Origin of the sequence: Methylocapsa acidiphila B2, assembly GCF_000427445.1 — a bacterium.
Taxonomy (GTDB): Bacteria; Pseudomonadota; Alphaproteobacteria; order Rhizobiales; family Beijerinckiaceae; genus Methylocapsa; species Methylocapsa acidiphila.
In genome coordinates this window covers 3,600,047-3,614,289 of record NZ_KE386496.1, presented here as the reverse complement: position 1 = coordinate 3,614,289, position 14,243 = coordinate 3,600,047, and the positions used below count along the sequence as shown (strand labels likewise).

The window sequence follows — 14,243 nt, the reverse complement described above, 5'->3', positions numbered from 1 at the left end:
GCATCCTGGAGTTGCGGAAGCTTGAATGGGTGCGGGGTCGCTATCTCCGATCGACCCCGAACGTTCTATGTAAACCACTCGCCGAAGAATGCCAAGGGGCGCGCGCGCTTTTATCTCCCTAGGGGAAACTCGCAGCGCCGCGCCCGCCGACGGCGATCCAAACCGCAAAGCTGGAGCATGATTTAATCAAAAAAGCCGACTGACTTCTTCCGAAACACGCCCTAAGCCGGCACCGTCCCGGGATCGACCTTGACCCCCGGTCCCATGGTCGAGGAAATCGCCACGCGTTGAATATAGGTGCCTTTCGCGCCTTGCGGCTTGGCCTTGGCAACCGCATCCACGAAAGCGGCGATATTCGCCACGAGCTTGTCGTCCTCGAAGGACGCCTTGCCGACGCTTCCCTGGATAATCCCGGCCTTCTCGACCCGGAACTCCACCGCGCCCCCTTTGGATGCCTTGACCGCGGCGGCTACGTCCATGGTCACGGTCCCGACCTTGGGATTGGGCATCAAGCCACGCGGACCGAGGACCTTACCGAGCCTGCCGACCAGCGGCATCAAATCGGGCGTCGCGATGCAGCGGTCGAAAGCGATCGTTCCGCCCTGGACCGTCGCGACCAGGTCTTCCGCCCCGACAATGTCAGCGCCCGCCGCCGTCGCCTCGTCGGCCTTCGCCCCACGAGCAAATACCGCGACGCGCAATGTGCGGCCGGTCCCGTTGGGCAGGTTCACGACCCCGCGCACCATTTGGTCGGCGTGCTTCGGATCGACGCCCAAATTCATTGCGATCTCGACGGTTTCGTCGAACTTCGCGCTGGCGCGCTCCTTCACGAGCTTCACCGCCTCAGCGAGCGGATAGAGCTTGACCCGGTCGATGCCTTCGCGCGACTTCTGCACGCGCTTGCCTACATGCGCCATCTGCCTACCCCACTATCTCGAGGCCCATCGAACGGGCGGAGCCCTCGATCATCGACGCCGCGGCTTCCACCGTGGCGCAATTCAAATCGGGCAGCTTCTTCTCGGCGATCTCGTTGATCTGCGCCTTGGTCACTTTCCCGACAAAGCCGCGCCCCGTGGTCTTCGACCCGGACTGAATGCCGGAGGCCTTCTTCAGGAAGTAGGAGACCGGCGGCAGCTTCATCTCGAAAGTGAAGGACCGGTCCTGATAGGCGGTGATGACGACGGGGATCGGCGTCCCCTTCTCCATCTGTGCGGTGCGGGCGTTGAACGCCTTGCAAAATTCCATGATGTTCAATCCGCGCTGACCGAGCGCGGGACCGATCGGAGGCGACGGATTGGCCGCCCCGGCCGGCACTTGAAGCTTCACGTAGCCCGTGATCTTCTTCGCCATATCATGCTCCCAAACAATGCCTGCCCTTGTCCAAGGCGCGGCGGTTGCGGTCGTGGTGCCGACAGGGACCGGATCGGCGCCCCGGACCTATCTCCCACGTCTGTCGCGCGGATGATCTCGAGGATCCGCCACGCGGTTCGGCTCGCCCTATGGCGAGACAGGCTCGACCCAGGATTTCGCGCCGCTCTCGAAGCGCCGCGCATCGCGCCGCCCCTCGAAAATCTCCTTAACTCAGATCCTTCGAGCCCTTGTCGCTCAAACTTTCTCGACCTGAGCATATTCCAGTTCGACCGGCGTCGCGCGCCCAAAGATCGACACCGCGACCTTGACCCGGGAGCGGCTCTCGTCGACCTCCTCGACGACGCCGTTGAAAGAGGCGAAGGGACCGTCCGCCACGCGAACCGTCTCGCCGACCTCGAACGAGATTGACGATTTGGGCCGCTCGACGCCTTCCGCGACCTGCCCCTTGATCCGCGCGGCCTCGCTGTCGGAAATCGGCATGGGCTTCTTGTCAGCGCCCAAAAATCCGGTGACCTTCGGCGTGTTCTTGATCAGATGGTAAATGTCGTCGGACAAATCGCATTTGATCAGCACATAGCCCGGGAAAAACTTCCGCTCCGAATTGAACTTGCGGCCGCGGCGCACTTCAACGACCTGCTCGGTCGGCACGAGAATTTCCTCGAACTTGCCCGTCAGGCCGCGCTGCGCCGCCTGCTCCTTGATCGATTCGGCGACCTTCTTTTCGAAATTCGTATAGGCCTGGACGATGTACCAGCGCATGCTCATCGGGTAATCTTCCAATCCCTTTCGATTTAAATTCAATGCCCTAGGCTCAAAATTAAAGTGACGGCCAAACGCAGCCCCTGATCGACGGCGAGGAAGAACAGGCTGGCGAAAAAGACCATGAGGATCACCAAGCCGGTCGTGATCATCGTCTCGCGGCGCGTTGGCCAAGTGACCTTGGTGGCTTCCGCGCGGACGTCCTGAAGAAACACGAATGGATTGACCATTTCAGCAAAGCCTTGAATTCAGATCGGCCTAGAGGTGCGAGCTTTGCGGCCCGCCCAAAAAATCAGGGCGCGCAACCGAAAGGCCGCGCGCCGCTTGTCATCGACTTATAGTCGGATTGTAAAGATATAATCAAGTAGGGCCGCAACGCAATTCCCAAGGTTTGCGGCGGCTTCAGCGTTGGGGGGCGGTCGTTCCGGCTCAGGCCTCCGCAAGGCGCGACGACAGCCCTGCCGCCCACTGAAACGGCGCGGATCCGTCGAACAAGGCTGCGCGCCGAGGCTTTCATTTCGCGATGATCCCGGCTATGGAAGCCGATCGCTCCGACGCGCCGCACAATGATGAACGCAATTCATGTCCTGAACGGGCCGAACCTCAATCTCCTCGGCGCGCGGGAGCCGGAACTTTATGGCGACGCGACGCTCGCCGCCATTGAGGCGCGGCTCGCCGCCGTCTGCGACTCGCATGGAATCGCCTTGCACTTTCGTCAATCGAACCATGAAGGCGATCTCGTGACCTGGGTGCAAAATGCGGGCCTAGCCGGCGAGCCCGTGATCCTGAATGCGGGCGCCTACACCCATACGTCGATCGCCTTGCAAGACGCCATCAAGGGCGCCAAGACGAAAGTCATCGAGGTTCACCTTTCGAACGTGCATGCAAGGGAACCCTTTCGCCATCATTCGTACATTTCTCCCGTCGCGCAGGGCGTGATCCTGGGGTTCGGCGCTTTATCCTACGATCTCGCGCTGGAGGCCCTTCTCGCTGGCGCGGGACCAAGCGAAAGTCGAAGAAAATGAAATATCCGGGGGAAAAGCCGGCCGATAATTCCAATAGCGCAGCCGTCGATACGGAGCTTGTCGAGGCGCTGGCGAAAATCGTCACGCGCCTCGGCCTCTCCGAGATCGAATTCGCGCATGGAGATTTCAAGATCCGCGTAGCGAGGCAGCTGACAGCCGCTCCGGCTCCAGCAGCGTCGCTGGCGGCGCCCCAGCCCGTTCCCGCCAGCGCGCCTCAGACTTCGGCGCCTGCGGCGGAATCCCCCGGCGCGGTCAAGTCTCCCATGGTCGGCACGGCTTATCTGCGCTCCGCCCCGGACGCCGCGCCATTTGTTGAGATCGGCGCGCGCGTGAAGATCGGCGACAAGCTTCTTCTTGTCGAGGCGATGAAGACGTTCAATGAAATCGTCGCGCCCCGCGCCGGGACCGTGACAGGCATTCTGGTTCAGGACGGCCAGCCCGTCGAATATGGCCAGCCTCTTCTCGTCATCGAATAAGGGCCGCACGTTCGGCAAGAAACATGTTCGACAAGATCCTGATCGCCAATCGCGGCGAAATCGCCCTGCGGATTCTGCGCGCCGCCAAAGAGCTCGGCATCTCCACCGTCGCCGTGCATTCGACCGCCGATTCCGAGGCGATGCATGTGAAGCTCGCAGATGAATCCGTCTGCGTCGGACCGCCCTCGGCGCGCGACTCCTATCTGAACATCCCGGCGCTTCTCGCGGCCTGCGAGATCACGGGCGCAGAAGCCCTGCATCCGGGCTACGGATTTCTCGCAGAGAACGCGCGTTTCGCGGAAATCCTCGCCGATCATCACATCGTTTTCGTCGGCCCCAAGGCCGAGCATATCCGCATGATGGGCGACAAGATCGAGGCCAAGCGGACCGTGAAAGAGCTCGGCATCCCCTGCGTGCCCGGCTCCGACGGAGCGATCTCCGGCGATCACGAAGCCGCCGCGGTCGCGCGCGAGCTCGGCTATCCGGTCATCGTCAAGGCGTCCGCGGGCGGCGGCGGCCGCGGCATGAAGGTCGCGCGGTCGCAAAGCGAGCTTTCAGTCGCCCTCGCGACCGCCAGGCTCGAAGCAAAGACAGCCTTCGGCGACGACGCCGTCTATCTCGAGAAATTCCTCGAGAAACCCAGGCATATCGAGGTCCAGATCCTAGGCGACGGACGCGGCAAGGCCATTCACCTCGGCGAGCGCGAGTGCTCGTTGCAGCGCCGGCATCAAAAGGTCTGGGAGGAAAGCCCATCCCCCGCCCTAAACGCGTCGCAACGCGGCCATATCGGCGAGGTCTGCGCGAGCGCGATGCGCAAGCTCGGCTATGTGGGGCTCGGAACGATCGAGTTTCTCTATGAGGACGGCCAATTCTACTTCATCGAGATGAATACGCGCATTCAGGTCGAGCATCCGGTAACCGAGATGATCACAGGCGTAGATCTCGTCAACGAGCAGATCAAGATCGCCGCCGGCTCGCCGCTCTCCCTCACGCAAGAACAAGTCATCTTCCACGGCCACGCGATCGAATGCCGCATCAACGCCGAGCATCCGGCTACGTTCAGGCCGTCGCCGGGCGAGATCGCCTATTATCATCCGCCGGGCGGCCTCGGCGTTCGCGTCGACAGCGCCGTCTATGCCGGATATGTAATCCCGCCGACCTATGATTCCCTTGTCGGCAAGCTCATTGTGCACGGGCGCACCCGCAACGAAGCGCTGATGCGGCTGCGACGTTCGCTCGACGAATTCATCATCGACGGCATAGACACGACAATTCCCTTGTTCCAGACCTTGGTGCGCAACGCGGATATCCAAAACGCGCTCTACGACATCCATTGGCTGGAGAAATTTCTCGCGACCGGCGGCATGGACATAGCCGCGGCCTGATTCCGCTCAAAAGCTGACCATGGTGCGGATGCCGAACACCGCCGCGTCGGGGATCCGTCCGACGGCCGAATTTATCGGATCGACGGCGCCGCCGCCCGGATGGAAAATATATTGGAAATCCGGCTGAACGATCCAGCCTGGAACGATCTGCGCCTGATAGGTGACCTCGAGGTCGAGCTCGTAATTGCGCAAGGGCCTGGACTCGCCGGAGAAAAACGCCGTATCCCGATCGAGGGCCCGAACCGGCGCTGAGAGATGTGTAAAAACCGCCGCGCAGCCAAAGGAATCGTCGGGCCTTTGCGCGATGAGCCCCATGAATTCGACGCCGCCCTCGGCATAAAAATCGATCAAGTTGCGATCCGGAGGGCTAAACGAGATGCGCGAGAAAGCGCCGATTCCTTTTTTCGGGTCGTCCGAGCCTGGCAATCTCCAGAGCATCTGATCGATGACGCCGTAAATGCCGAAATTACCATTATGCACCATCGGCCATCCGCTGCTCGTTGGAGCGGCGAGCGACTGGCCGTCATAGCCGATATGATAATCGCTGAATGGGCCAAAATGATACCATCCACCGACCCGGACGGTTCCGGCGAGCCCTGGCGCGTTCTTATCTTGATTATAGCGGTATTGAGCCTCGGCGATCACGAAGGGCGGGTCCTGGATGCGGAAATTTATGCCCGCCGGATCCTTCACCTCCTGCTGCCCGGTGAAGCCCGCGCCGGAAGGGTCGCCATTGAATATGGCGGCGAGAAGCGCGAGCTGTTCGTTCGGCGTGACCTTGACCCTGATTCCGGGCGTGCTCAAAGGATAGCCCGGACCGCCGCTCGGCAAGTCAGAAGAGGTGATGGTCGGCCAGCCGAAGGAGTTATTGACGAAGAGCGCTCCTGCGTCGGTGTTGAAGAACTGATTGTCCGCCACCTGTTGCCCGACGCGGATCGAGACCAGATCGCCGAAGAATTTTTGCTCGAGCCAAAGCTCGAAAAGGCGCGTGGTCGGCAGCGCCTCTAGGCTGCTGATCGGCGCGAGATTATAAATATTATGCGCGGAAATTCCCCTTCCCTGGATCTGATAGGCGTTTACGCGGAAGCTCATGCCGTCGAGCCCCATGAGCATGCCGAGGTTCGAGTCGACGACCATGTACAGCACACTCTCATAATCGAGCGTTTGCTTCACGCCGCCGGTCGGATTGCCGAACGTATCCTGGATATAGTTCAATTGAAGATTGACGCCGCGATCGAGCAGCGCTTTCTTGAAATCGCCCAAAGCCGGAACAGATGACGAAATGCTCGGCTGTTCGGCGTTGGCGACTGTCGGCGGCGAAGCTGGCGCGGTGGACGGCGAAGCAAGCGCGGCATCTTCAGCGCGCACAGCCTCAAAGGGAGCCGCGGCGAAGCCCGCGGCGAGGATCGCGGCGGTCGCGACACGCATTGCGTGCAACCTGCTTCGATTGTTGGTCCCTTGGACGAAGCGAGTCAAACCCTGGCGCATAGCCTCTCCCACGCCGCAATAGCCTAAGCGCAACGCTTAAGTGATAAAGCACGGTGGAGGCGCAGACCAATATATATTGTATATACGCTGGAAATAAAAAGCTTTGCGTGATAATATTGCCGCACCTATAAAATTATTGCCATGAATTGGCCTAAAGGCGTTGAGCAACATAAATAGATATGACACGAACGACGATGGTCGTCCGCATTTCGCAAGTTGAATTGGTCGCATTTAACGACGTAGCCGGCGGCGCGCAACGAAGATAGCCTGGAGCATATTCTGATCAGATCGAATTAATCTGATTGATCAGAATATGCTTAAATCTTTGAAACGGGAGCGATTTCCAATCGGCCGAATGAGTCCATTCCGTCCGAAAGCGTTTTGGCGAAAGGCGTTTGACGCACCCTCGATCGAACCCCGCTCCAATCTAAGGCTCGCAGCCTCTCTGTTTCCTGGCATGGGCAAATTACCGGAGCGCGCGTCAAGAGTGGGACGCGGAACCGGCTTTCGGGACATTTCGCCCCTATGAGGCGGAGCTTGGAGCGGGTGAAGGGAATCGAACCCTCGTATTCAGCTTGGAAGGCTGCTGCTCTACCATTGAGCTACACCCGCTTGAAAGCGTCGCCGCTGCGATTCCTATACGCTAGGACCCGTTCCCGCGTCAAACCCCGCGCCAGCCGCGACAGGCTCTCGTTGTCCGCTAAGGCGCTGATTTACCGCCGATATACGCCTCGCGCGACGAGCCGCCGAGGACGACAACGGCGTCAATAGCCGACGACGATCGGCAGGCACGGTCCCAACGGCGGCCCGAGAAAAGCCATTTGCTGCGCCTGAAGGGTCTCGGCCACAGTCAATTTGGTTAGCACGGCGTCGCGGATCTTCACCCAATAATGGCGCTCCGGCCCGGCGCTTGCGACCGCCAGATCGAGCAAGGCGTAGGACATGACGAAATCCTGCGGAACGCCGAGGCCCTTGTCATATTGAACGCCGAGGAAATATTGCGCGGCCGCAAAGCCCTGCTTCGCGGCGCAACGGTACCATCCCGCCGCAACGATGAAATTTTGCGGGACGCCCCTGCCATTGGCGAACATGAAGCCAAGAAGCGTCTGAGCGCGCGGATCGCCTTGAACCGCAAGGTCCGAGAAAATTTTCGCGGCTTCCGCATAATGATGGGCGGCGTAAGCGGCGTTCCCTGCCCGGAAGGCGTCCCCGGCCGTAAGGCTCGCCGGCCAGAGCGCAATAGCGAGGAAAGCCGCGGCGCAGCGGCGGAGCTTGGTTCGAGCCCCGCCCGACGGCGAGGCGCTCCTGATCCATTGTGCGAGCGCGCTGATCGCCATGGCTTTTCCTTCTACCTACACCAAAGCGCTTCCCGCTCGAACCGCCGAGCCCGAGGCTCCGCAGTCGGAGCCAATCGCCAAAGCGAACGAAGCCACTTCAAAATATGTTGAGCCTAGCTTCGAGCAGCCAACAGATCCAAATGGCCGGCGCGAAAAAAAGGCCGAAAGGAAGCCGCGCTCCGCGTCGCATAGGGACCTGCGCACGCAAGCGGCCGAGCCCGTAGGCGGCAAGCGCGCTCAGAGCCGCGAGTTCCACTGCAACCGGGATGAAGGCCCAATCAAGCCAAACGCCGGCGACCACAGCGAGCTTCACGTCGCCGAGCCCGATGCCCTGGCGTTTGCGCAGCCCGCGATAGGCTTCGCGAAGTCCGAAGAAAGCGAGACCAACGAGCGCCCCACGCAATGCGGCGGCGGCGACGCTTGCGCCAGGGTCGGCGAAATCCTGGCTTGCTGCATCCGCGAGTCCGAGAACAAAGGCCGCGAAGCTCAGCTCATTGGGGATGACGAACCGCCGAGCGTCGACGAATGCGATGGCGATCATGAGTAGCGCCAAGGCGCAGCCGAAATAGCCCGCGGGGCGCGGGACGAGGATCAGGCTCGCAAGTCCGGTCGCCGCGCCAAAAGCGATGGCGGCGGCGTGCTCGAGACGCGCGCCGCGCGTCGCGACCAGGACCCGACGAGCCACCGCCGCGCGATCGCCTCCACGGGTCCTGGACGACTGCTCCGGCCGACTGGGCTCGCCACGGCCATGCGCGGCGATCATTGCGGAACGGCCCAAGGGTTGGGCGACACCGCGCCCGGCGGATGAAGCGACCCGACCTTGTCCCCCCTCATCTTCGAGCGCAATTCCTCCGCGACAAAGGACGCGTCCACCCCGTCGCGAATGATCTGCGGGCGGATGAAAATGATGAGCTCGGTGCGCTTACCCTGCCTGCTGCTGTTGTTGACGAAGGCGTTGCCGATGACCGGAATCTGATCGAGGCCGGGAAGGCCGTCGCGCTCGCCGTTTTGATTATCCTGAATGAGGCCAGCGAGCAGCACGGTCTGGCTATCCGCGACCAGGATCGAGCTCTTGACCTTGCGCTGCGAGATCGTCGGCGTGAGGTTCGGGTTGGACAGCTGGCAATTTTGGCACACGCTGATCTCCTGCTCGATGTCGAGCAGGACATTGCCGTTGGAGTTGATGCGCGGCAGGACGCGCAGAATAATGCCCGTATTCTTGTAATCGATCGTGCTCACGACGGTATTTGACGACGTCAGCACGGTCGCCGACCCCGTCGACACAGGCACCTGGTCGCCGACGGTGAGGGTTGCGACCTGATTGTCGATGACCACGATGGATGGATTCGAAAGGATCTTGACTGTCGTCACATCATGCAGGGCGTTGATGACGACGTTCGGCGTATATTTCGAGCCGAGAACCAGGTTGAAGCCCGCCTGGCTGGTGCTAAGGGGCAGCGAGCCGCTGGACGAGTTCCCGACTGAGTTGCCTCCGGCGGTGGTCGTCGACGTGCCGCTGGACGACGTGCTGGCGTATGTGTGGCCGAGAAAAAACTGGACCCCGTAATTAAGCTGATCAGTGAGCGTGACCTCGGCGATGGTCAGGTCGATCGCCACCTGCATGCGCGGACGATCGAGCTGATTGAGCGCCCTTTCGATAACGCGGTAATTTTCCTGGTTGGCGTAGATCACGACGGTGTTGTTCACAGCGTCGGCCATGATCCTGACGCCTGGCAGAAGAGACGAGGCCCCGCCCGGACCACTTTTGAATGACGCGGACGAGGCGTTGGAGCCGGTGGCGGAGCCGCCGCCGTCTTGGCCATCGTTCGAACGCAAGCTCCCGAACGGATTTTGCGTTTGCCCCGACGAGCCGCCGCCGCTACCGCTACCCGACTGATTGTTTCCGAATGAAGAGCCAGTCCCGGTCGAAGAGCCGAAGCTCCCCGAAGAGCCGCTCGAAGAGCCCCCCAAAGAGCCGCCCGATGTGGAAGACGAGCCGCCGGTCAGCCTTTCCAAGCTCGACGCGCCGGCGCCCGGCGCGATCTGGTTCGTCGCGGATTCGGACAATCCGCCGCTTCCGCCGATGAACAGATCGCTCAGCAATTTGGCGATCTGCTTGGCGTCGCCATAGCGAACACGATAGACCTTCACGCCCGTGCTCGCCGTCGCGGATCCGTCGAGCCGGCCGATCCATTTCCCCGCGGCTTGGAGCAGTTCCGGCTTGCGCGCGACGACGAGGACCGCATTCAAGCGGCTGATCGCCTGGAACTTGACCAAATTCTGGCTCATCCCGGCCTCGCCGGAATCGAGGATCTTTTCCAGCTCGCCGATCAAAGGCTCCGGGGTCGTATTATGGACCGGAAAAACCCCGACCGATTGGCCGCGCATCCAATCCACGTCGAAACTCAGAACCGTGTCAACAGCGGAGCTGCGCTCGACGCCATTGCCCACGACCAGGATCACGTTGTTTCCCGGATCGGCGCGAATGGCGCCGGGCTTGGTCGCAAAACCTTCCAGAAGCTTCATGATCGTCGGCGCGGACACATGTTGCAGCGGGATCACCGTCAGCCCGTAGGTGGGCTCAAGAATGCGGTCGCGTTCGGCGCGGTCGACGCCGCCGCTGCCGATCGCCTCCTCCGCCGGGACGATGTGATAGCCGCCGGCGTCGTGAACCAGGACAGCGTTGCCGGTGCGCAGCGCGCTCTCGAGCACGTATAATAGGCGGCCTTTGGGGATCGGCCGGCCGGATGAAAGGCTGATTGAGCCCTGCACCCGCGGATCGATCGAATAGCCGACGCCCAAAACGTCGCCAAGGATCACTTTGGCGACCGTGGTCACCGGCGTGTTCTCGAAATTGAGCTCGACCCCTTCTCCATTGGCCCCGCTGGCTCCGCTGGCGCTGCCGGGCAAACGCGCTGACTGGCCGCCGCCATTGCCGTAATAAACGAGGGGCCGATCATTGCCCGTGCCCGTGCTGACGGATTCGGTCGGACGTGGGAAGCGTGGCTGCAGATCGAGGCCGCGAACGCGGTCTAATGCGTCCGGCGCCTCGGTGCCGACGCTGCCGAGGGGAGGAGAGGAGCAAGCCGCGAGCATGCCGCAGGCGCACAAAATAAGCGCCGCAAACAATGCGGCGAGACGAGAACGCAACTCTTGGGTTCCGACGCTGAACAACAAGGCAACCTAGCGAACACGGCCAACCTGGAAGCGAAAGCCACTCAAACTAAAGACGAAAGCCGCTCACAAACGAGAACCGCTCACATGGATTTGCTTTTTCTCATAGAGCGCCGCTAGGATCGCGGGCCGACATCCCGTCTTTTTGATGCTGGGATTCAGCTTGGCCAAATTTACCCGGTTGGTCAAGTCGAAATCTGAATTCCAAATATAATGCAATACGCTCGACATCATGTCGCCACATAATCGCCCTAACGCTACTAGCTCGTTCGCTTTTTCAGCGCGGCATAGATTCGTCGAGTCCGACAGAGAGCTGTCGTAATGACCAAGACCGCCATCGAAGACTTTGCAAGACATTTGCACGAAAAAAACTTTTTACTGTCAGACTCAAATATCAACTTCAGCTCGGTGGCCGAGACTAGCCCAGAACGCACCTTACGTAAATTGTGGGAGGCGACGGATCTTTCCGCAAATGGCTTCGCCGACGAAGTGGCCCAGTTCTATGGCCTCAAGCGATTGACCTTGCCCCAGCTCGTCGCGGCCTCCGCCCTGACGGAACGATTTTCGCCGCGTTTCCTGCGCGAGACGGCGATCTTTCCTTTCGAGGCGCAAAAAGGGCGGTTCAAGCTCGCCGTCGCCGATCCGAGCGACGCGGCCTCGGTGCGGGCCGCCGAAATCGTCCTCGGCGGCCCGGTCGAGCTCGAGGTGGCCTCCTTCGAGGACATAACCACCGTACTCGGCGAACGGCTCGGCGGCGAAGAGGCGGCGGCGCCGGACGCCGGCGCGAATTCCGCGCGCTCCGACGACGACATCGAAAGCCTGCGCGACCTCGCCAGCGGCGCGCCGGTCGTGCGCGCGGTCAACGACCTGCTTGAAAAGGCGATGGAGCTGCGCGCCAGCGATATTCATATCGAACCCTTTAGGTCTGGCTTGACGGTGCGGATGCGCGTGGACGGCCTGTTGCGGGCGACGCCCGCCCCGCTCGACGCGCTGCCGCAGGCTCTCATCTCGCGGATCAAGATCCTGGCCGGCCTCAATATCGCCGAGCGGCGCCTGCCTCAGGACGGCGCAGCCCGCCAGAAGGTGGCGCGCACGGAAATCGACATCCGCGTCGCGACCATGCCGACCCAGCATGGCGAGTCCGCGGTCATCCGCCTGCTGCCGCGAGACCGCGGCCTGCTCGACATCGCCAAGCTCGGATTTTCGCCGGCCGACGAAGCTGTGATCTCCCGTCTGCTCGCGCTGCCGCACGGCTTGATCGTCGTGACGGGGCCGACCGGCAGCGGCAAGACCACGACGCTCGCCACGCTGCTGTCCATCCTCAATGAGCCGTCGCGCAAGATCCTGACGATCGAGGATCCGGTTGAATATGAGATTCAAGGCGTGAACCAGTCGCAGGTCAAACCCTCGATCGGGCTCAACTTCGCGACGGCCATGCGCTCCTTCCTCCGGCAAGATCCCGACGTCATCATGGTCGGCGAGGTGCGCGATTCGGAAACGGCGGGCATCGCCATCCATGCGGCGCTCACAGGCCATTTGGTGCTCACGACCTTGCACACCGAAACCGCGGCGGCGGCCGTCCCTCGCCTGCTCGATCTCGGCGTCGAAGGATTTCTCCTCAAATCGACGCTTCGGGCGGTGGTCGCGCAACGTCTCGTCCGCATTCTCTGCGACCGGTGCAAGAAAAAGCGCGTGCTGAGCGCCGCCGATTTTGACGCCGATCCCCGCTACCAGGCAATCGGGCTCGAGCCCGGCGACTCGGTCTGGGAGCCCAAGGGCTGCGAGCGCTGCGGCGGCATCGGCTATCGCGGCCGCGCCGGCGTGTTCGAAGTTCTCGAGCTGAACGGCGCGACGCGCGAGCTCGTCGGCGCGCATTCCGACGCCCATGAGATCGACTCCGCAGCGCGGCGCGCCGGCATGACCACCATGATCGAGGACGCGGTCGCCAAATGCCGCACCGGCTTCACCTCGGTCGCCGAGGTCCTCCGCGTCACGACGGTGCGCTGAGGCGATGGCGAGCTTCCGTTACCGAGCGTTGACCCAGAGCGGCGAAGTGGTGAGCGGCTCGCTTTCCGCGCCCACGGCCGACGAGGTCGCGCATCGCATCGAATATCTCGGCCTCATTCCAATCGAAACCATCAACGAGGACGCTGGCGGCGGAGCTTGGCGTTTCGATCTCTCCTTCCTGTCGGGCCCGCGGCCGGAGGACGTCACCTTCTTCACCGGCGATCTCGCGCTACTCTTGAAGACCGGAGCCCGGATCAACGACGCGCTCGAATTATTCTCCGACGATTCCGACATTTCGCGGCTGCGCCCTACGATCAACAAGATCTCGGCGGGGATCCTCGCGGGAGAGAGCTTCGCCGACGCCTTGTCTCAGCATCCGCGGCTCTTTTCGCCCATGTATCTGGCCCTTGTGCGCGTGGGCGAGGCCTCGAGCACGCTGCCGCATATCCTCGAGGTTCTCGCCGCTGAACGAACCCGCGCGGAGGCGCTGCGCCGGAAGGTCGGCGACGCCTTGCGCTATCCGGGCTTCGTTCTGGCCGCGGCGAGCGCGGTCCTGCTGTTTTTTCTCACTTTCGTGCTGCCCCAATTCGCTTCCGTGCTGCGCGACTTCAACGCCAAGCTCGACCCGGTAGTGTCTGGCTTCCTCGCCCTGTCCGATATTTTCCGCGCTCACGCACAATTGATCGGCGCGGCGCTCGTCATCATCATCGGGGGCGGATGGTACGGATCACGCCAGCCCATCGTGAGAAGCTCCGTCATGGAAGCGCTGGCGCGCCTGCCGCTGGTGGGAAGAGTTTTGAGCTTTCACCGAACTTCTATATTCTGCCGCAATCTCGGCGTTCTGCTCGGCAGCGGCGTCCCTCTCACGACCACTTTGCGGATCCTCGCGGATATGATGGCGACGACGAGCCGCTCGCCCGCATGGAGCAAGACGGTCGACCTCGTTCGACACGGCGGCAAGCTCTCGGACGCGCTCGCCGAAACCAAGGCGATCCCGCCAATGGCGATCCGCACGCTGCGGCTCGGCGAAGAGACGGGGCAATTGCCCATGCTCGCTGAGCGCATCGCCGAATTCTATGAGGCTAAGCTGCAGCGTAGTCTCGACCGGCTGGTCGGAATTATCGGACCGGTCGCAATCGTTGGAATCAGCATCATCGTCGGCGGCTTGATCGTATCGGTCATGACCGCGCTAATGTCGGTGAGCCAAGTCGTCGGATGAAC

General features: G+C 61.9%; 13 protein-coding genes and 1 tRNA gene. 5 read left to right on the top strand and 9 right to left on the bottom strand.

Going from position 1 to position 14,243, the window contains the following annotated elements; translation table 11 throughout:
* Positions 1-221: 221 nt before the first annotated feature.
* The 4 genes from rplA to secE form a co-directional block, all read right to left on the bottom strand.
* Positions 222-917 (bottom strand): 50S ribosomal protein L1, encoded by a 696-nt coding sequence (gene rplA, locus METAC_RS0119955; protein WP_026608376.1) that lies wholly within the window; start codon positions 915-917, stop codon positions 222-224.
* Between the two features lie 4 nt (positions 918-921).
* Complete coding sequence (gene rplK / locus METAC_RS0119950; protein ID WP_026608375.1) at positions 922-1,350, bottom strand: 50S ribosomal protein L11; 429 nt, start codon at positions 1,348-1,350, stop codon at positions 922-924.
* 255 nt (positions 1,351-1,605) lie between these two features.
* Positions 1,606-2,136, bottom strand: coding sequence for a transcription termination/antitermination protein NusG (gene nusG / locus METAC_RS0119945; protein ID WP_026608374.1), 531 nt, complete (start codon positions 2,134-2,136; stop codon positions 1,606-1,608).
* A gap of 32 nt (positions 2,137-2,168) precedes the next feature.
* Complete coding sequence (gene secE / locus METAC_RS0119940; protein ID WP_026608373.1) at positions 2,169-2,360, bottom strand: preprotein translocase subunit SecE; 192 nt, start codon at positions 2,358-2,360, stop codon at positions 2,169-2,171.
* 339 nt (positions 2,361-2,699) lie between these two features.
* On the opposite strand from secE, the gene aroQ reads away from it, so the two are divergent.
* Genes aroQ through accC form a run of 3 tightly spaced genes read left to right on the top strand, consistent with a single transcriptional unit; the run spans position 2,700 to position 5,016 of the window.
* Positions 2,700-3,155, top strand: coding sequence for a type II 3-dehydroquinate dehydratase (gene aroQ / locus METAC_RS0119930; protein WP_026608371.1), 456 nt, complete (start codon positions 2,700-2,702; stop codon positions 3,153-3,155).
* On the top strand, positions 3,152-3,631 hold the full coding sequence (gene accB / locus METAC_RS0119925) for an acetyl-CoA carboxylase biotin carboxyl carrier protein (protein ID WP_026608370.1): 480 nt from the start codon (positions 3,152-3,154) through the stop codon (positions 3,629-3,631). The genes aroQ and accB overlap by 4 nt, the downstream gene beginning before the upstream one ends.
* A gap of 23 nt (positions 3,632-3,654) precedes the next feature.
* The gene (accC, locus tag METAC_RS0119920; protein WP_026608369.1) at positions 3,655-5,016 is read left to right on the top strand and encodes an acetyl-CoA carboxylase biotin carboxylase subunit; all 1,362 of its coding nucleotides are present in this window, start codon (positions 3,655-3,657) and stop codon (positions 5,014-5,016) included.
* Positions 5,017-5,022: 6 nt separating this feature from the next.
* On the opposite strand, the gene METAC_RS0119915 is transcribed toward accC, so the two are convergent.
* From METAC_RS0119915 to gspD, 5 genes are all read right to left on the bottom strand, one after another.
* Positions 5,023-6,444, bottom strand: coding sequence for a carbohydrate porin (locus METAC_RS0119915; protein WP_036255739.1), 1,422 nt, complete (start codon positions 6,442-6,444; stop codon positions 5,023-5,025).
* Positions 6,445-7,042: 598 nt separating this feature from the next.
* A tRNA-Gly gene (locus METAC_RS0119910) sits at positions 7,043-7,116 on the bottom strand.
* Between the two features lie 152 nt (positions 7,117-7,268).
* The gene (locus METAC_RS24670) at positions 7,269-7,841 is read right to left on the bottom strand and encodes a tetratricopeptide repeat protein (RefSeq protein WP_084143817.1); all 573 of its coding nucleotides are present in this window, start codon (positions 7,839-7,841) and stop codon (positions 7,269-7,271) included.
* 97 nt (positions 7,842-7,938) lie between these two features.
* A complete protein-coding gene (locus METAC_RS0119900; protein ID WP_245257529.1) occupies positions 7,939-8,526 on the bottom strand; it encodes a prepilin peptidase in 588 nt (195 codons plus the stop codon).
* A gap of 74 nt (positions 8,527-8,600) precedes the next feature.
* Positions 8,601-10,937, bottom strand: coding sequence for a type II secretion system secretin GspD (gene gspD / locus METAC_RS24665; protein WP_084144064.1), 2,337 nt, complete (start codon positions 10,935-10,937; stop codon positions 8,601-8,603).
* Positions 10,938-11,336: 399 nt separating this feature from the next.
* Here gspD and METAC_RS0119885 point away from each other — a divergent pair, with 399 nt between their 5' ends.
* Positions 11,337-13,022: a GspE/PulE family protein gene (locus METAC_RS0119885; RefSeq protein ID WP_026608366.1), complete on the top strand. Its 1,686-nt coding sequence runs from the start codon at positions 11,337-11,339 to the stop codon at positions 13,020-13,022.
* Positions 13,023-13,026: 4 nt separating this feature from the next.
* Positions 13,027-14,241, top strand: a complete 1,215-nt coding sequence (locus METAC_RS0119880; protein WP_026608365.1) for a type II secretion system F family protein — start codon at positions 13,027-13,029, stop codon at positions 14,239-14,241.
* The last annotated feature ends 2 nt before the right edge of the window (positions 14,242-14,243 follow it).